Below are 17,797 nucleotides of genomic sequence, written 5' to 3' on the forward strand. Positions count from 1 at the left end.
TAATCGCAGCCGTGGGCGACACGGGCGCGGGCCCAGTACTAATCCTGGGTGGCCGCAGCGAGATCGGCGTCGAGCTGGCGCGGCTGCTGGCGCCGGGGGCGACGGTGGTGCTCGCCGCGCGCAAGGCCGACCAACTCGACGAGGAGGTCGCCACCCTCCAAGCCGCCGGCGCGACGGCGGTACACACCAAGGAGTTCGACGCCGACGACCTGGAGTCGCACGCCCCGCTGATCGCCTCGGTCGTCGTGGAGCACGGGCCCATCGCCACGGCGGTGCTGGCCTTCGGAATCCTGGGCGACCAGGCCCGCGCCGAGACCGACGCCGCGCACGCGGCGGCCATCGTGCACACCGATTACGTCGCCCAGGTCAGCATGCTCACCCATCTCGTCGGCGCGATGCGCGAAGCCGGCAAAGGCCAACTGGTGGTGTTCTCCTCGATCGCCGGCGCGCGGGTGCGCCGCGCCAACTATGTCTACGGCTCGGCGAAGGCCGGTCTCGACGGGTTCGCCAGCGGCTTGGCCGACGCGCTGCACGGCACCGGGATCCGACTGCTGATCACCCGGCCCGGCTTTGTGATCGGGCGCATGACGGCGGGCATGGAGCCGGCGCCGTTGTCCAGCACCCCGGCGCAGGTGGCCGCGGCGACCGCGCGGGCGCTGGCCAAAGGCCGCCGCTCCGTGTGGATCCCGTGGGCGCTGGGTCCCGCCTCGGCCGTAATGCGGGTGGTGCCGCAGTTTTTATGGCGCAGGATGCCGCGATGATAATCGTTGTCGGGATCGGCGCCGACGGCATGGCGGGGCTCGCGGAGTCGTCGCGTCACGAATTGCGCAGGGCCACAACAATTTACGGGTCGAAACGGCAACTCGACCTGCTCGACGACACCGTTGCCGCGCCCCGGCGGCAGTGGCCCTCGCCGATGCTGCCCGCGCTGCGGACGTTGCTCGACGACCACGAGGGGGACGTGCACGTGGTGGCCAGCGGCGATCCGCTACTGCACGGCATCGGGGGGACGCTGATACGGCTGCACGGCCCCGAGCAGGTGCGGGTGCTGCCGCACGTGTCCTCGGTGACACTGGCGTGCGCGCGAATGGGCTGGAACGCCCACGACACGGAGGTGATCAGCCTGGTCACCGCGCCGACGCACACCGCGATACGCCGCGGCGGCCAGGCGATCGTGCTGTCGAAGAGCGGCGCCACACCCAACGAGGTCGCTGTGCTACTCGACGCGCATGGCCGCGGCGAATCGGTCCTGACCATCCTCGAAAACTTGGGCGGGCCAACCGAACATCGCCGGGACGGCACCGCGCGCGAATGGGCCGACGGCGCGCCATCGGACATCGACGACCTCAACGTCATCGCCATCCGCTACCTGCCCGACGAACTCCTGTCGCCGCTGCCCGACGACGCGTTCGCGCACGACGGGCAAATCACCAAACACGGGATCCGCGCGGTGACCCTGGCGGCGCTGGCACCGCGCCCCGGCGAGCGGCTCTGGGACGTCGGCGCGGGCTCTGGCAGCGTCAGCGTCGAGTGGTGCCTGAGCTGGCGCGGCTGCACCGCGGTCGCATTCGAGCGGGACGAAAGACGCCGCGACAACATCGAGTTCAACGCCGCCCATTTCGGCGCCGGCATCGATGTGCGTGCTGATGCCCCGGCGGCGTTCGACGGGCTGGACCCACCGTCGGCGATCTTCATCGGTGGCGGCCTCACCCAGCCGGGACTGCTCGACGCCTGCCTCGACAACTTGCCGACGGGTGGCCGCCTGGTCGCCAACGCGGTCACCGCCGAATCCGAAGCGGCTCTCGCGCAGGCGTATTCGCGACTCGGGGGACACCTGCACCGCTTCCAACACTATCGGGGCGAGCCGCTCGGCGGCTTCACCGGTTGGCGTCCACAGATGCCCGTCACCCAGTGGGCGATGACCAAATGACGGTCTATTTCATCGGTGCCGGCCCGGGTGCGGCCGATCTCATCACCGTCCGCGGCCAGCGGCTCCTCGGGTCCTGCCCGGTGTGTTTGTACGCGGGCTCGATCATGCCCGACGACCTGTTGGCGGCGTGCCCGCCCGGGGCGAAAGTCGTTGACACCGGCCCGCTGACGCTGGACCAGATCGTTGCCGAGCTCGCCGACGCCGACGCCGCCGGCCACGACGTTGCACGGCTGCATTCCGGCGACCCGTCCATCTACAGCGCGCTGGCCGAGCAATGCCGACGGCTCGACGCGCTGGGGATCGCTTACGAAATCGTGCCCGGCGTACCGTCTTTCGCCGCGGCGGCGGCCGCGCTCAAGCGCGAGCTCACCGTTCCCGGCGTCGCGCAGACCGTGACCCTGACCCGGGTCGCCACCTTGTCGACGGCCATGCCGCCCGGTGAAGACCTCGCCACCCTCGCCCGATCCGGCGGCACACTGGTCTTGCATTTGGCCGCGGCCCAGATCGATGCCATCGTGCCACAGCTTCTCGACGGTGGCTACCGGCCCGAAACACCCTGTGCCGTCGTGGCATTCGCGAGCTGGCCGCAGCAGGTGGTGCTGCGCGGCGCGCTCGCCGACATCGCCGAACAGACGCATCGGGCCGGCATCAGCAAGACGGCGGTGATCATCATCGGCGGTGTGCTCGCCGCCGAGGGATTCACGGACAGCTACCTGTATTCGACCGGGCGCACGCGGGGGAGCAGGCACTGATGCGCGTGCTGCTGCTCGGCGGCACGGCCGAAGGTCGCGCACTGGCCAAGGCCCTGCACCCGCACATCGACATCGTCAGCTCCCTGGCCGGGCGGGTGCCCGACCCCGCGCTGCCGGTCGGCCCGGTACGCATCGGTGGCTTCGGCGGCCCCGACGGACTGCGGCGCTGGCTCCTCGATGAACGCATCGACGCGGTGATCGATGCGACCCACCCGTTCGCGGTGACGATGACGGCGCACGCCGCCGCCGTCTGCGCTGAGCTGAAGATGCCGCACCTGGTGCTGGCTCGTCCGGCCTGGGACCCGGGCTCGGCGGTCGTGGTCGAATCGGACAGCCAGGCCGCGGAAGCCGTCGCGCGACAAGGGTTTTCGCGGGTGTTTCTCACCACCGGACGCTCGGGAACCAAGGCCTTCGCGGACAGCGACGCGTGGTTTCTCATCCGCGCGGTGACCGAACCCGAGCCGTCGTCCCTGCCGCGCCGACACCAGCTGGTGCTGTCCCGCGGCCCGTATCGTTACGACGGCGAGCTGGCCCTGTTGCGAAAACACCGCATCGACGCGTTGGTCACCAAGAACAGCGGTGGGGACATGACCCGCGCGAAGCTGGACGCGGCTGCGGCACAGGGTATTCCGGTGGTCATGGTGGCGCGGCCGCCGCTACCGGCCGGCGTGACGGTGGTGGGCAGCGTCGAGCAGGCCACCGACTGGGTGACGGGTTTGGGCTAGCCGGTCAGGTCGTCGCGCTCGGCGTCGGCGGCCAGCAGCGCGTCGCGGGCGCGTGCGACGCGGGATCGGATGGTGCCCACCGGGCAACCGCAAACCGCCGCGGCGTCGGCGTAGGGCAGCCCCAACAACTGGGTGAGCAGCAGGGCTTCCCTTTGCTCGGCGGTGAGACTGGCGATCATCGTGGTGACCTCGACCAGGTCCTCGAATCCGCGGGCGTGCCGGTCGCCGCGCAGCACGTGCTCCGGGTCGGCGCCCAGCGCGGCGCGGGGCCGTGACTGGACGTGGCGGATGTGGTCCGCGACGACGCGGCGCGCGATCGCGAGCAGCCAGGTCCGGGCGCTCGAACGCCCGGAGAACCGTTCGATGGCACCGATCGCCCGCAGGAAGGTCTCCTGTGTCAGGTCGTCGGCGCTGCCCGCATCCGACAGATACGTGACGAACCGCCACACGTCTTGCTGGGTGGCTTTGATGAATGCCTCGAGCGCACGGTCACTTCCACGTGCGGCGGCCAACGCGAGTTCGGTAACGGCCTCGTCATCGCTTGACGCGATCATGGCGAACCACCTTTGTTTCGCGGGCTCACTTAGTCTACGACGGCCCGTCGTAGCGGCTGCGGCGGGGTCGACGGCGGACCGGTTGATGGGCCACAGGTGGGCGCGTCGTCGGCCGGTGGGAGCCTCCGGTCGCCAACCGGCGTCGTCGTCCGTCCCTTCGGAGGCGCCCGATCGGTCCGATCGCACCCGCTCCCGCGCCACCAGCAACGCGAACGCGAGGCCCAACAGCAAGGGCATGTGACTGGCGATGCGCGTCGCCGTCACTTCGCCCGCGAAGGCATCCACGATCACGTAGCCCAGGAGCGCAACCGAATAGACGCCCGTAATCGCCGCCACCCCAATCGCGGTGACGGGCCACACGCCGGCGGCGACCATCGCCAAACCCAACGCCAGCAACCAGGCGGTGGACTCGTGCATCAGGTGCTCACCCGACATCGCGCCGTGCATGTGACCCGACACCATGCCGAAATCGATCCCGCTGATCTGCGCGGCGGCGATCGCCACCTGGAACAACCCGACAGCGATCAGGCCCCACCGCCGGTAGTGCGCACGCAGCCAACGCATCCGGCGCTGCCGTCCCGACGATTCCTCGCCGATGCTCGCCATGATCTTCGCCACCAGGTCCGGTCCGTCGCCGGGCTCGACCGAGGCCATCCGGCGGGTCTGCACCGCGGCGCCGATCAGCCACGAACGGCACCGGCGGCACGATTCGAGATGCGCGTCGACCTGCTGCGCGAGCGCTTGGGGACGTTCGCCGTCCAGTCGAGCCGAAAGCGCCTCACGCGCCGCGTCACACCGCATCACTGCATCGTTGCGCATGCCCGGTCCGCGCGCAAAGAGCACCCGAAATCAACCCGGGGGAACTAATCCGTCCGGCAAACCGACCACTGAAGGTACCCAGCCCCAGCCCACCCACCGAAGAGGTATTCGTGTTCGTGCCCGCAGGCCACCGACGATGACCGCCCCGATCTGGATCGCCTTCCCGCCTGAATTGCACTCGACCTTGCTGAGCAGCGGCCCCGGACCAGGGCCGCTGCTCGCCGCTGCGGCGACGTGGTCGTCGATGAGCAGCCAATACACCGATGCCGCAGACGAACTCGGCGCGCTCCTGGCCGCCGTGCAGGGCGGTGCCTGGGGCGGGCCCAGCGCCGAACAGTACGTGGCGGCCCACGCCCCGTACCTGGCCTGGCTGCTGGAGAGCTCGGCCAACAGCGCGGCCGCGGCCGCGCTGCACGAGACGGCCGCCGGCGCCTACACGGCGGCGCTGGCCACCATGCCGACGATGCCCGAGCTCGCCGCCAACCACGCGACCCACGCGGCGCTGGTGGCGACGAACTTTTTCGGCATCAACACGATTCCCATCGCGGTGAACGAGGCCGACTACGCGCGCATGTGGCTGCAGGCCGCCGAGACCATGACCACCTACCAGGTGGTGGCCGAGTCCGCCCTCGCGGCGGTCCCCGCGTCCACGCCCGCGCCGCCCATCGTCACCCCGGGCGCGGAGGCGAGCGTCGCCGCGGCGCAAGCCGCCGACGCCCAACAGCAGGCCACCCAGACCTACCCGTCCTGGCAGGACCAGCTCACGGCGTGGCTGCAGCAGTACACCAAGAACTTCGCGTGGCCGGTGTCCAAGGATCTCAACCCGGGTGGCTGGCCGTTCCCACCGGTGCCGTTCGTCAACGGCCTCGCCTCGTTCTTCGGCCAATTGGGTTTCTCGCCGGCCCTCTCCAGCGCCCTCGGCTGGGCCATCTTCCACACCCTGATGATCTTCTGGCCCTTCATGCAAGCCGCCATCCAGATGGCGGTCGTGCTCGCACCGATGGCCGTTTCCCTACTGGCCGGCGCCGCGGCAGGGGGCGCGGCCGCGGCCGTCACCGCGGTCAGCGTCGCGGCCCCGCTCGCGGTCGCCGCACCGCTGCCGGCGGCCGCGCCCGCACCGGCGCCGATGGCCTCCGCGCCGGCACCGACCCTCGGGACCGCCCCCGCCGGCACCAGCCATGTCCAGACGGTGTCCAGCGCGCCCGCCTCGACCGTGGCCACTCCGGCCGGCGGCGGACCGATCGCGGGCGGGCCGGGTGCCGGCTTCAGCCCCACGGCCACCGACGCGATCGGCGCGGGGATGTCCGACGCCCTGTACGCCGTGGGACTTTCGGGCCTGGCGGCGCGCGGCACCGCCAGCGGCCGGGCGCGTCGCAAGACCGAGGAGCCGGCGCCCGACGACGTCGACGCGCCGGCCGCGGCCGCGGCGGCGGCAGATGCCAAAAAGAAGGCGCGGGCCCGTCGGCGCCGCCCCGGTACGGCCACGGACCGCGCGTACCGCTACGAATTCATGGACCTGGACCAGGAGGCTGTCGACGACGAAGATCCGGCCGAGGTGCGCGCTTCGGATCAGGGCGGCGGACCGCTCGGATTCGCCGGGGCCGCAGCGCGATCCGGTGTCGCCCGGCCCGCCGGGCTGGCGACGCTGACGCGCGACCGGTTAAGCGACGGCCCCAGCGTGCCGATGATGCCGAGCAGCTGGAGCGAAGACTAGGCCTTAACTCGGGTACCGCCGCGGGGTGAACACCCGATCACCGAAATCGCTTGCGTGCCATTGCGTTTGCGACGAGCCGACGATCAGCAGGCAGCGCATGTCCACCGTGGCGGGGTCGAGGTCGGCCAGCCGCACCACGCGGACGTCCTCGTCGGGTCCGGACACGTTGCGGCCGATCACCACCGGCGTCGCGGGTTCGCGGTGATCCAAGAGCAGGTCGCGCATCGCGCCGACCTGCCAAGTGCGCGTCTTGGACGCCGGGTTGTAGATCGCTAGCACGAGGTCGGCGGCGGCGGCGTCGGCCAGCCGCTCGGCGATGATGTCCCACGGCTTGAGCCGGTCGGACAGCGAGATCACCGCGTAGTCGTGACCCAGCGGCGCGCCGACCCGGCTAGCCACGGCCTGCGCGGCCGTCATCGCCGGAATGACGCGGACCCGCACGCCCGGCCATTCTTTGGCCTCTTCCAATACCGCGGTGGCCATTGCGAAGACCCCAGGATCGCCCGACGACACCACCGCTACGGCCCGGCCCTCTTCCGCCAGCGCACACGCCAGCCGGGCCCGCGCCGGTTCGTCGGTGTTGTCGCTGGGGTGGCGCCGTTGCCCGTCGCGCACCGGCACGCGGTCCAGATAGCCGCCGTAGCCGATCAGGTCGGTCGCGCTCGCCAGCTCGCGCCGGCTCTGCGGGGTCATCCAATCGCTGCCGCCGGGGCCCAGACCCACGACCGCGACGGTGCCGGCCGCCGGCTGCCGCCCGCGTCGCCCGCCCGGCAACATCGCCAGCGAGAAGTACGGCACGCCCGTTTCGTCGACCTCGGCGGCGGGCAGGATGCGCTGTCCGGCCGTGCTGGCCCGTTCCACGTAATAGGCGTCGTCAAGCTGTCCGGATGCCGAAAGGGCTTCCCGCACAGCGTGATACGAGCGGCCCAGTTTGAGCACCACCGCGGCGTCTGCGTCGGCCAGGCGGCGGGTCAATTCGGCGATCGGGAGCGTGCCCGGCAGCACCGAGAGCACCTCGTCGCCGGCCACCAACGGCGTCGCGATGGCCGCCGAGGCGGCGCTCACCGACGTCACACCCGGCACGATGACGGCATCGAAGCGCTGCGTCAGCCGGGTGTGCAAATGCATGTAGGAGCTGTAGAAGAGCGGGTCGCCTTCGGCGAGCAGCGCCACGTTGCGGCCCGCGCCGAGGTGCGCGGCGATGCGCGCGGCGGCCTCGACGTAGAAGTCCTCGAGCGCCCCGGCGTAGCCGCCGGGATGATCGGTCACCTCCGTGGTCACCGGGTAGATCAGGTGCTCCTCGATCTGGCCGGGCCGCAGGTACGGTTCGGCGATGCCGCGCGCGATGCTGCGACCGTGCCGCGCGCTGTGGTAGGCCACCACGTCGGCCTCGCCGATCACCCGGGCGGCCTTGACGGTCACCAATTCCGGATCCCCGGGCCCGAGCCCGACCCCCCAGAGGGTGCCTCTGTGGTTTGCGGGGCCGGTCATTCGCGGTCGCTCGCGATCGCGTTGACGGCGGCGGCGGCCATCGCGCTGCCGCCGCGGCGGCCCCGCACCACCAGGTACGACATCCCGCGCGGGCGGTCGATGAGCTCCTGCTTGGACTGTGCCGACCCGACGAATCCGACCGGGCCGCCCAGCACCCCGGCCGGCGGGGCGACACCCTCGTCGATCAGCTCGAGCAGCCGGAAAAGTGCGGTCGGCGCGTTGCCGACCGCCAGCACGGCGCCGGGCAGCCGGTCGGCCCACAGCTCCACCCCGGCCGCCGACCGGGTGGTCTGGCGCCGGGCGGCCAGCTCGGGGGCGCGCGGATCGGCGACCAGCGACACCACCTCGTTGCCGGCGGGCAGCCGCGCCGCGGTGATCCCGGCCGCCACCATCGACGAATCGCACAGCACCGGGGCGCCGTTGCGCAGCGCGGATCCGACGCGGGCGGCGACGTCGTCGGTGTAGGCGACGTGCTCGGCGACGTCGACCTGCCCGCAGGTGTGGATCAGGCGGACCACCACCCGGGCGATGTCGTCCGGGAACCGGGCCAGGTCGGCCTCGGCGCGAATCGCCGCGAACGACTGGCGATAGATCTCCGCCGCGTCGCGGATGTAGTCGAGCACCCGATTACCCTAAGGTTCTGGCGGCTTCGCCGCGCTGGGGGTCGCCGCGAAGCGGGCGGTATCCGTCGCCCGTCGCCAAGAGCACCTGACCGGCCGGAGGGCTGCCGCAGGCGCGTTCACAGCCGACGAAATGACGGTGCACCGTGGCGTCGGCATCGAGCGACATGGCTGCGTCCGCGCGCACGTCGGCACGCGAATGCGCGCACCCGGGGCTGCCGGTGCAGGCGCTGAGATTCAGCCAGGGCGAGTTCTCGTCGAAAACCAATCCCAACGGCGCCAACACCCGCAGCGCGACGTCGGCGACGGCCTCGTCGAGATCGCAGACGAGCACCGATCGCCACGGCGTGATCACCAGCGGCACCTCGATCACCGCCAGATACTCCGCGACGCGTGCCGACAGCACACCCAACGGCACCGCGGCCCCGAGCGCCACCCGGCCGTCATTCTGGTTGATCCAGCCCACCGGCGGCCTGGTGACCGCCGGAAAGGGATCGTCACCGAGTTCGACACCCGGCAACAGGCCTTCTATGTCGTCCAATTCCTTGACGCGCCAAGCGGTTCCGCGTGTGGTCGCGAAACGGGTCGCGATGACGACGAGCGTCTCGACCACCTCGCCGTCCGCCAGCCGGACACCGGTGTCACGGCCCGCGAGCAGCAGCGCCCAACCGTCGGGGAACGCGTGCACGCCGACATCGGCGCGCAGGCCCGAGACGTCGCCGCGCCCGTCGTCGAGGCTGAACCAGAACCGGCCGCCCAGCTCGACGAGGCTCGGTTCGGCGCGGATCGCCGCGTCCAGCTCGGCGACCCACGGCCGCACGTCAGCGGTTCCACCGGCCCGGCCGGACAGCGGGGACGCGACGATGTTGCGGACCCGTTCATGCGTCTCCGACGGCAAGAGTCCGGCCTCGGCGACCGCCGCGGCCGCGGCCGCCACATCGCTGATCCCGCGCACCTGCACGTTGCCGCGCGCAGTGAGCTCCAGCGTCGACGAGCCGTATTGGCTCGCCACCCGCGACAGCGCCGCCAGTTGGGCGGCGGTCAGCGCGCCGCCGGGCAGCCGGATCCGCGCCAACGCGCCGTCGGCCGCCCGGTGCACCTGCAGCGCACCCGGGCAGGCGTCGGTGTCACGCGATCTGGCCATCCGTCCACGGTACGGCCACGCCGTCAGCGAAGTTGCGTGCCGAGGTTCGGTTGAGGCGTCCGCTTGGTAGCGCCGGCGGCCTCGACGGGTGCCCGGTCGGTGGCATCCGAGCCCGCGCCCTGGGTTTGGCCGGTGTCCGCCGGGGTCGCTTCGGTCGTTGAATTCGCCTGGCGCCGTTGCCGACCGGGTGATTGCGCCGGGTTGTTCCCCTCTCGATTCGACAATTGCATCAATGCCGCGAGGGTTGGCATTCCGGCGGATTGGGTGTCGTCGCGTTTGGCGTCCGGGGAACTCTCGAGCGTGCCTGTCTGCGTGCGTTCGGATTCCTGCCCAGTCACCTTTGGCCGGACGGATTGCCCGCCGCCGGGCGCGGCTAGCGTCGCGGACGGGCCGTCAAGACTTTGGAATTCGGAGACCCGCGACTCGGGTGCCGCCGTGACCACGCTCTGGGCGGTCGACTCAACCGCGATTTGGGCCGCGGCCGCACCCAGGCGCTCAATCTCGGAGGTCAGATGGTCCGCCTTGTTGCGGTTTTCCACCGATATGCCAGTCAAGGCGCCGAGCATGCCGAGGGCAGCAGCCATTGCAAGCGACGACGCCGCGATTGCCCAACCCACTGCCCACGCCGGTCCGCCCGGTACATACGCCAAAGCTATTCTCAGGACGACCTCAATGGCGATCGCCGCGGTAAGCAGGTTGAGCAATATCCCGAAGCCTAGGCGAAAGTGGGTGACCCATTCCGCTTGATTCGCGACGATCTCTGCCAGCTGGCCGTCCAGACCCGCCATCGTCTGCGCGATGTCTCGCAGCAACGCCACCTGGGCTGCGTAGGCGTCAGAAGCCTCTCCTTCCCAGCCCTCGCGAGGAATGGCTGATTTCAGCTGTTCGTGGAGTGCACCCCACAGTTCCGCACCCGCTTTCAGATCGTTTCCCTCGTTAGGAGGGCCGAATCCCGTCAGCAGTTCCAAGTACCCGACAACGCTGGCCGTCCAGGGGAGGATATTTACCGCTGCGCCCGTACGGCCTTGCATAGGGTTTGCCACATTGAAACCCGGCTTGCCCCGCAAAGCGGTCTGCACCCTGTCGTTTGGGTTGTACAAATACTTGGTATGTTTCGCCCATCTCGCGTCACTGAAATTAGTTCTGACCCCTTTGTTGCGGTCGTATTGCGTGACGAAATCGGTCGCCTTATATACCCCGCCGAGAATTTGACGCGACGTAAATGAGCTTCCCAGACCGCCGGTCATGCCGGTCACGCTGGCTGCCAGGTATTCGCTGCCGCCGTCGGTGTCGGAGGTGGGCGGCGTGAGTTTGGCGTCCAGTCCGATGAACTGCGATCCGAAGTTTCCCAAGTTGGTGAGCATGCGGAGTGCATCGGCAACTATTGACATTCGGCCATCCTCGGGTCAGCTTGTCGTTCTTGACGTTCAAACAACGCTAACACCGGCTAAGGCACGCGAGCGTCACTAATTTTTTCCGGGTCTGGGATTGGATCGGTGCCGCGCCGGGCACACTCGTCCGCATGCAGACGGTCGAATACGCGCCAGGCCGGTTGGTCGATGTCTACGGCGATCCGGCGCAGCCCACGGTCCTGTTATGGCACGGCATGCAGACGGATGCGCGCGCGTCTTTCGGGCCCCTCGCCGGCATGCTCGCCGAGCGCGGCGCGGCGGTCGTGGCGCCGGACTGGAACTCCCACGCCGAGGACGGCGGCCGCGCGGACCTGTTGGGATCGCTCGACTTCGCGCGCAAGCACGCCGCCGAACCCGACGCCATCGTGCTCGTCGGGTGGTCGATGGGAGGCGTGGCGGCGGCGGCGCTGGCCGTCAGCGGCGATGTGCAGTTGGCGCATACCGTCTGTTTGGCAGGCGCGTTCATGGTCCCCGACCCGATTTTCGGTCGGCGCGTCAGCGACGAACTCTCCCCGGAGCGTGTCGGCGCGCCGTTCACGTTGCTGCACGGCCTGGGCGACGACGTCGTACCGGTGGCGGTCAGCACGGAGTTCGCCGCCAGCCTCCAACGGGTCGGGTGGCCGGTGGAGCTGGTGGAGCTGGCCGCCGACCACGGGTCCATCGCCGGCGCCGACTACGACGCCGCGGCGGATCGCTACGAGCCGGGCAAAAGCGAGGAGGCGCTGCGGGTCGCCGAGGAGGTCGCCGCCCGGATCGCGGGGACGTTCCGGTACGAATAGGGGGTGGCTGAGCCGACCATCCTGCTGCTCTCGACGTCCGACACGGACCTGATCAGCGCCCGCTCCAGCGGAAAAAATTATCGGTGGGCCAACCCATCCCGCCTGGATGAAGCCGATCTGCCCGACCTGCTGTCCGACGCCGCGATCGTCGTGGTCCGCATCCTCGGGGGCTACCGCGCCTGGCAGAGCGGCATCGATGCGGTGATCGCCAGCGGCGTGCCGACGGTGCTGGTCAGCGGCGAGCAGGCCGCCGATGCCGAGCTGACCGGCCTGTCCACGCTCGCGGCCGGCATCGCGGTGCAGGCGCACATCTACCTCGCGCACGGCGGTGTCGAAAACCTGCGCCAGCTGCACGCCTTCCTGTCCGACACCGTGCTGATGACCGGCTTCGGGTTCGGGCCGCCCGTCGTCACCCCCACGTGGGGCGAGCTGGAGCGGCCCGCCGCCGTCGGCGACGGCCCCACGATCGCCGTCCTGTACTACCGCGCGCAACAGCTGGCCGGCAACACCGGCTACATCGAGGCGCTGTGCCGCGCCATCGAGGACGCCGGCGGGCGGCCGTTGCCGGTGTACTGCGCGTCGCTGCGCACCGCCGAACCCGAACTGCTGCAACGACTGGGCGACGCCGACGCCATGGTGGTCACCGTCCTGGCCGCCGGGGGACTGAAACCGGCCACGGCGTCCGCCGGCGGAGACGATGACAGCTGGAACGTCGAACACCTTGCCGCCCTGGATATTCCGATCCTGCAGGGATTGTGCCTGACGAGCTCTCGGGCCCAGTGGAGCGACAACGACGACGGGCTCAGCCCGCTCGACGTGGCCACCCAGGTGGCGGTGCCCGAGTTCGACGGCCGCATCATCACCGTCCCGTTCTCGTTCAAGGAGATCGACGACGACGGGCTGATCTCCTATGTCGCCGACCCGGAACGATGCGCGCGAGTCGCGGGTCTGGCGATTCGGCACGCGCGGCTGCGCCACATCGCCGCGGCCGACAAGCGAGTGGCCCTGGTGTTCTCGGCGTACCCCACCAAACACGCGCGGATCGGCAACGCCGTCGGCCTGGACACCCCGGCGAGCGCGGTCGCGTTGCTGCGGGCGATGCGCGAGCGCGGATACCGGGTGGGCGACGTGCCCGGGGTCGACGCCGACGACGGTGACGCGCTGATCCACGCATTGATCGAGCGCGGCGGGCAGGACCCCGACTGGCTCACCGAGGGTCAACTGGCCGGCAACCCAATTCGGTTGTCCGCCAAGGACTACCGGGACTGGTTCGCCACGCTGCCCGCGGAGCTGACCGATGCGGTGACAAAGCACTGGGGCCCGCCGCCCGGGGACCTGTTCGTCGATCGCACACGAGACCCCGACGGTGAAATCGTCATCGCCGCAATGCAAGCCGGCAACCTGGTGCTGATGGTGCAGCCGCCCCGCGGTTTCGGCGAGAACCCGGTGGCGATCTACCACGACCCCGACCTGCCGCCCAGCCACCACTACCTGGCCGCCTACCACTGGCTCGACGCCGGGTTCGGTGCGCACGCCGTGGTGCACCTGGGCAAGCACGGCAACCTGGAATGGCTGCCCGGCAAGACGTTGGGCATGTCGGCCGCCTGCGGATCCGACGCCGCGCTGGGCAACCTGCCGATGATCTACCCCTTCCTGGTCAACGACCCCGGCGAGGGCACCCAGGCCAAGAGGCGGGCACACGCGGTGCTCGTCGACCACCTCATCCCGCCGATGGCGCGCGCCGAAACCTACGGTGACATCGCCCGGTTGGAGCAATTGCTCGACGAGCACGCCAACGTCGCGGCGCTGGACCCCGGCAAGCTGCCCGCCATCCGCCAACAGATCTGGACGCTGATCCGGGCCGCCAAGATGGACCACGATCTCGGGCTCACCGAGCGGCCCCCGGAGGACTCGTTCGACGACATGCTGCTGCACGTCGACGGTTGGCTGTGCGAGATCAAGGACGTGCAAATCCGCGACGGCCTGCACATCCTCGGGCAAAAGCCCTTGGGCGAAACCGAACTCGACCTCGTGCTGGCGATCCTGCGGGCCCGCCAACTGTTCGGCGGCGAACACGCCATTCCGGGTTTGCGGCAGGCGTTGGGCCTGGCCGAGGACGGCACCGATGAGCGTGGCGTGGTCGATCGGACGGAAGCGGCCGCCCGTGAGCTCGTCGCGGCCCTACAGGCCGGCGGCTGGGATCCCGATGCGGCCGAATGCATCACCGACAACCCCGAGGTGGCGGAAGTGCTGCGGTTCGCCGCCACCGAGGTGGTGCCCCGGCTGGCCGGCACCGCCGCCGAGATCGACCAGGTCCTAAATGCCTTGGACGGCCACTTCATCCCCGCCGGGCCGTCCGGATCGCCACTGCGCGGTCTGGTCAACGTGCTGCCCACCGGGCGCAACTTCTACTCCGTCGACCCCAAGGCGGTGCCGTCGCGGCTGGCCTGGGAAGCCGGTGTGGCCCTGGCCGATTCGCTGCTCACCCGCTACCGCGACGACCACGGGCGGTGGCCGCAATCGGTGGGGCTGTCGGTGTGGGGCACCTCGGCGATGCGCACCGCCGGCGACGACATCGCCGAAGTGCTTGCGCTGCTGGGAGTTCGGCCGGTTTGGGACGACGCGTCGCGGCGCGTCGTCGACCTCACCGCCATACCGCTCGCCGAGCTGGGCCGCCCGCGCATCGACGTGACCGTGCGGATCTCCGGGTTCTTCCGCGACGCCTTCCCGCACGTGGTGACGATGCTCGACGACGCGGTGCGGCTGGCCGACGGGCTCGACGAGCCGGCCGACGACAACTACGTGCGGGCGCACGCGCAGGCCGACCTGGCGCAGCACGGCGACGAGCGCCGCTCCACGACAAGGATTTTCGGCTCCAAGCCGGGAACTTACGGCGCCGGGTTGCTACAGCTGATCGACAGCCGCAACTGGCGCGACGACGCCGATCTGGCGCAGGTGTACACCGCGTGGGGTGGCTTCGCCTACGGTCGCGATCTGGACGGCCGCGAGGCCGTCGATGACATGAACCGTCAGTACCGGCGAATCGCGGTGGCCGCCAAGAACACCGACACCCGCGAACACGACATCGCCGACTCCGACGACTATTTCCAGTACCACGGCGGCATGGTCGCCACGGTGCGGGCGTTGACCGGCCAGGCGCCGGCCGCCTACATCGGCGACAACACCAGACCCGACGCCATCCGCACTCGCACGCTGTCCGAGGAGACCACGCGGGTCTTCCGTGCCCGCGTCGTCAACCCACGCTGGATGGCCGCCATGCGTCGGCACGGCTACAAGGGCGCGTTCGAGATGGCGGCCACCGTGGATTACCTGTTCGGTTACGACGCGACCGCGGGCGTGATGGCGGACTGGATGTACGAACAGCTCACCGAGCGCTACGTGCTGGATCCCGAGAACCGCAAGTTCATGGCGGAGTCCAACCCCTGGGCGCTGCATGGGATGGCCGAACGGCTGCTGGAGGCCGCCGGCCGCGGCATGTGGGCACAGCCCGACCAGGAGACCCTGGACGGGCTGCGCCAGGCCCTGCTCGAGACCGAGGGCGACCTGGAGGGCTAAGTTTCCCTGCGCGAGCAGACGCAAAATCGCATAAATGGGACCATTCCCGTGCGATTTTGCGTCTGCTCGCGGGGGTCAGTCCGTGAAGTCGATTCGGACGCTGATCGGGTCGGACTGCAGGGCGCGGAAGGTTGCGGCGACGACCGGTGACCACAGCCGCGATGTCGCGAAGGTGCGGGCCCGCTTCGCAGGATCATCGTCGGGCGCGAACCGGGCGATGCCGGAACGCCACCGGTTCCGTTGCCGGATACGCACTTTCGGGTCGGCCGCGACGTTGAGCGCCCAGCCGGAGCGTCGTCCGTGCTGGGAAATCACCCAGGCTCCTTGATCGTCGAAGTTAGCGGCAACCGGAACGCGGCGGCGGGTCCCGGATTTTCGCCCGGTCGTTTCGAGCTCGGTCGCGAACGTCGTCCGGACGCCGAGCCGGCTGAGTATCGCCACCACCGGGTTGGCGACGTAACGCCCGATGAGGCGTTCCCTTCGGAATTTTCGGACGGCCTGTCGGGTCGTGATCGTGTCGTCCGCGTTGCTCGACATCGGTAGCCTCCGGTCCTCGTCGCGGTAGATCGGTCGGTCTACCATTGGCGCTAATCTAGTAGAATGATCGGTCTACCGCAAGTGAGTGAGCCGAACTGCGAAGGTGAGGAAAGTCGATGTCTGCACGGGAGCGGTTGATTGCCAGCGCGATTGCGCTCGTTCGCACCGCCGGAGTCGCCGGCGCGAGCGTCTCGGCACTACTCGACCACTCGGGCCTGGCGCGCAGAACGCTCTACCTGAACTTCCCCGGTGGCAAACCGGAACTCGTGGAGGCGGCAACCGAAACCGCTGCCGCCGAGCTCACCGGAACCATCCAGAACTGCATGAATGACGCCGATCCCGCGCGAGCGGTGGGCGCCTTCCTGCAGAAGTGGGAAGCGATGCTGGCCGACACCGACTACACGGCCGGCTGCCCGATCGTGGCGGCGACGCTGGGCCGCGGGGAGGCGCCCGCCGCCGCCGACGCCGCGGCGGCGGCCTTCAGCACGTGGGAAGGCATGCTGGCCCAGTTACTCCGCGAAGCGGGCGTGGAACGGTCGGCGGCCGCCGATCTGGCCACCACCGCGGTTGCCGCCGTGGAGGGCGCGGTCATCATGTCTGTGGCGCAGCGGTCACCGAGCCCGCTGCGACGGGTAAGGCGTGTGCTCGCCGCCCAATTTGCCGTAGGTTGACAGCGTGACACCCACCTTCGCCGATCTCGCCAAGGCGCAATACATCCTGCTGACCACCTTCACCAAGGACGGCAAGCCCAAGCCGACGCCGATCTGGGCGGCCCCGGACAAGGACCGGCTCCTGGTCATCACTGGAGAAAAGTCGTGGAAGGTCAAGCGGATCCGCAACACGCCGCGGGTCACGTTGGCCACCTGCACGATGCAGGGCAAGCCGACCAGCGAGGCCGTCGAAGGCACCGCGGCCATCCTCGACAAGTCGCAAACGGCGGCGGTTTACGACGCGATCGGGCAGCGCTACGGCGTCGTGGGCAAGGTGTTCAACTTCGTCAGCAAGCTGCGCGGCGGCATGGAGAACAACGTCGGCCTCGAGTTGAAGGTGGCGCAGGCCTAGGGCCTCATGGGCACCGTCCTCGTCCCCATCCCGGACCGCGACTTCGACCCCACGGAGGTCGCCGTCAGCTGGCGCGTCCTGACCCGCGACGGTCATCGGGTGGTGTTCGCCACCGAGAGCGGCACGCCGGGCTCGGCCGACGACATCATGGTGACCGGCCGCGGACTGGACGCCTGGTCCGCCCTGCCGGTGCTCGGTGCCATCCCGCTGATCGGGCTGATGCTCAGGGCCAACAGGGACGGGCGCGCCGCCTATCGAGACATGTTGGCGTCAAACGAGTTTCAGCATCCGATTGCCTGGTCCCAAGCCGGTCTCGACGGCATCGACGCGCTGTTGCTGCCCGGCGGCCATCGCGCCCGCGGAATGCGCAGCTACATCGACAGCGACATCCTGCACCGGCTCGTCGTGGACGCCTTCGCCCGCGGGCTGGTCGTGGGCGCCATCTGCCACGGTGTGCTGCTCGCCGCGCGCAGCGTCGACCCCGCGACGGGCCGCTCGGTGCTCTACGGCCGCAAGACCACGGCGTTGACGTGGGCGATGGAGGGCCTGGCGTGGCGACTGACGCGGGTCACCCGATTCTGGGACCGGGACTACTACCGCACCTACACCGAGCAGCCCGGCCAGGCGAATGGCTACATGTCGGTGCAGGCGGAAGTGACTCGCGCGCTTGCAGATCCAACGG

At 69.9% G+C, this 17,797-nt stretch carries 16 protein-coding genes and 1 pseudogene; 10 read left to right on the plus strand and 7 right to left on the minus strand.

Annotated features, from left to right (window positions below; genetic code table 11):
• Positions 1–11: 11 nt before the first annotated feature.
• Genes A5702_RS16730 through A5702_RS16745 form a run of 4 tightly spaced genes read left to right on the plus strand, consistent with a single transcriptional unit; the run spans position 12 to position 3,407 of the window.
• Positions 12–761 carry an SDR family NAD(P)-dependent oxidoreductase gene (locus A5702_RS16730; protein WP_068222039.1) on the plus strand — a complete coding sequence of 250 codons (750 nt, stop codon included), beginning with the start codon at positions 12–14 and terminating at the stop codon, positions 759–761.
• The gene (locus A5702_RS16735) at positions 758–1,930 is read left to right on the plus strand and encodes a bifunctional cobalt-precorrin-7 (C(5))-methyltransferase/cobalt-precorrin-6B (C(15))-methyltransferase (protein ID WP_068222066.1); all 1,173 of its coding nucleotides are present in this window, start codon (positions 758–760) and stop codon (positions 1,928–1,930) included. The genes A5702_RS16730 and A5702_RS16735 overlap by 4 nt, the downstream gene beginning before the upstream one ends.
• On the plus strand, positions 1,927–2,682 hold the full coding sequence (gene cobM, locus A5702_RS16740) for a precorrin-4 C(11)-methyltransferase (RefSeq protein ID WP_068222040.1): 756 nt from the start codon (positions 1,927–1,929) through the stop codon (positions 2,680–2,682). Before A5702_RS16735 ends, cobM begins: the two co-directional genes overlap by 4 nt.
• Positions 2,679–3,407: a cobalt-precorrin-6A reductase gene (locus tag A5702_RS16745; protein WP_197506594.1), complete on the plus strand. Its 729-nt coding sequence runs from the start codon at positions 2,679–2,681 to the stop codon at positions 3,405–3,407. The genes cobM and A5702_RS16745 overlap by 4 nt, the downstream gene beginning before the upstream one ends.
• On the opposite strand, the gene sigC is transcribed toward A5702_RS16745, so the two are convergent.
• Together sigC and A5702_RS27160 are read right to left on the minus strand one after the other, a co-directional pair.
• A complete protein-coding gene (gene sigC, locus A5702_RS26990; RefSeq protein ID WP_231633729.1) occupies positions 3,404–3,961 on the minus strand; it encodes an RNA polymerase sigma factor SigC in 558 nt (185 codons plus the stop codon). The genes A5702_RS16745 and sigC overlap by 4 nt on opposite strands.
• A gap of 183 nt (positions 3,962–4,144) precedes the next feature.
• Positions 4,145–4,780 (minus strand): annotated as a pseudogene (locus A5702_RS27160) (DUF2275 domain-containing protein); the annotation flags it as partial.
• Between the two features lie 136 nt (positions 4,781–4,916).
• On the opposite strand from A5702_RS27160, the gene A5702_RS16755 reads away from it, so the two are divergent.
• A complete protein-coding gene (locus A5702_RS16755; RefSeq protein ID WP_068222042.1) occupies positions 4,917–6,494 on the plus strand; it encodes a PPE family protein in 1,578 nt (525 codons plus the stop codon).
• Between the two features lie 3 nt (positions 6,495–6,497).
• Here A5702_RS16755 and A5702_RS16760 read toward each other — a convergent pair whose 3' ends face one another.
• The 4 genes from A5702_RS16760 to A5702_RS26415 are packed head-to-tail and all read right to left on the minus strand — an operon-like array spanning position 6,498 to position 11,113.
• Positions 6,498–7,985, minus strand: coding sequence for a precorrin-2 C(20)-methyltransferase (locus tag A5702_RS16760; protein WP_068222044.1), 1,488 nt, complete (start codon positions 7,983–7,985; stop codon positions 6,498–6,500).
• Positions 7,982–8,608 (minus strand): precorrin-8X methylmutase, encoded by a 627-nt coding sequence (locus A5702_RS16765; protein WP_068222046.1) that lies wholly within the window; start codon positions 8,606–8,608, stop codon positions 7,982–7,984. Before A5702_RS16765 ends, A5702_RS16760 begins: the two co-directional genes overlap by 4 nt.
• Before the next feature lie 4 nt (positions 8,609–8,612).
• Complete coding sequence (cobG, locus tag A5702_RS16770; RefSeq protein ID WP_068222047.1) at positions 8,613–9,749, minus strand: precorrin-3B synthase; 1,137 nt, start codon at positions 9,747–9,749, stop codon at positions 8,613–8,615.
• A 23-nt stretch (positions 9,750–9,772) separates the two neighbouring features.
• Positions 9,773–11,113 carry an EspA/EspE family type VII secretion system effector gene (locus tag A5702_RS26415; RefSeq protein ID WP_156669658.1) on the minus strand — a complete coding sequence of 447 codons (1,341 nt, stop codon included), beginning with the start codon at positions 11,111–11,113 and terminating at the stop codon, positions 9,773–9,775.
• Positions 11,114–11,271: 158 nt separating this feature from the next.
• On the opposite strand from A5702_RS26415, the gene A5702_RS16780 reads away from it, so the two are divergent.
• Positions 11,272–11,940, plus strand: a complete 669-nt coding sequence (locus A5702_RS16780; RefSeq protein WP_067815856.1) for a S9 family peptidase — start codon at positions 11,272–11,274, stop codon at positions 11,938–11,940.
• Positions 11,941–11,943: 3 nt separating this feature from the next.
• Complete coding sequence (cobN, locus tag A5702_RS16785; protein WP_068222054.1) at positions 11,944–15,516, plus strand: cobaltochelatase subunit CobN; 3,573 nt, start codon at positions 11,944–11,946, stop codon at positions 15,514–15,516.
• A 75-nt stretch (positions 15,517–15,591) separates the two neighbouring features.
• On the opposite strand, the gene A5702_RS16790 is transcribed toward cobN, so the two are convergent.
• Complete coding sequence (locus tag A5702_RS16790) at positions 15,592–16,098, minus strand: nitroreductase/quinone reductase family protein (RefSeq protein ID WP_197506592.1); 507 nt, start codon at positions 16,096–16,098, stop codon at positions 15,592–15,594.
• A 71-nt stretch (positions 16,099–16,169) separates the two neighbouring features.
• Between A5702_RS16790 and A5702_RS16795 the strand changes: the two genes are divergently transcribed.
• From A5702_RS16795 to A5702_RS16805, 3 genes are all read left to right on the plus strand, one after another.
• Complete coding sequence (locus tag A5702_RS16795; protein ID WP_068222056.1) at positions 16,170–16,724, plus strand: TetR/AcrR family transcriptional regulator; 555 nt, start codon at positions 16,170–16,172, stop codon at positions 16,722–16,724.
• Positions 16,725–16,728: 4 nt separating this feature from the next.
• Entirely contained in the window at positions 16,729–17,115 is a 387-nt protein-coding gene (locus A5702_RS16800) for a PPOX class F420-dependent oxidoreductase (RefSeq protein ID WP_068222058.1), read from the plus strand.
• 6 nt (positions 17,116–17,121) lie between these two features.
• Positions 17,122–17,797: type 1 glutamine amidotransferase domain-containing protein (locus A5702_RS16805; protein ID WP_068222060.1), on the plus strand; the 676-nt coding region annotated here is incomplete at its 3' end.

This window comes from Mycobacterium sp. E3339 (assembly GCF_001666915.1).
Classification (GTDB): Bacteria; Actinomycetota; Actinomycetes; order Mycobacteriales; family Mycobacteriaceae; genus Mycobacterium.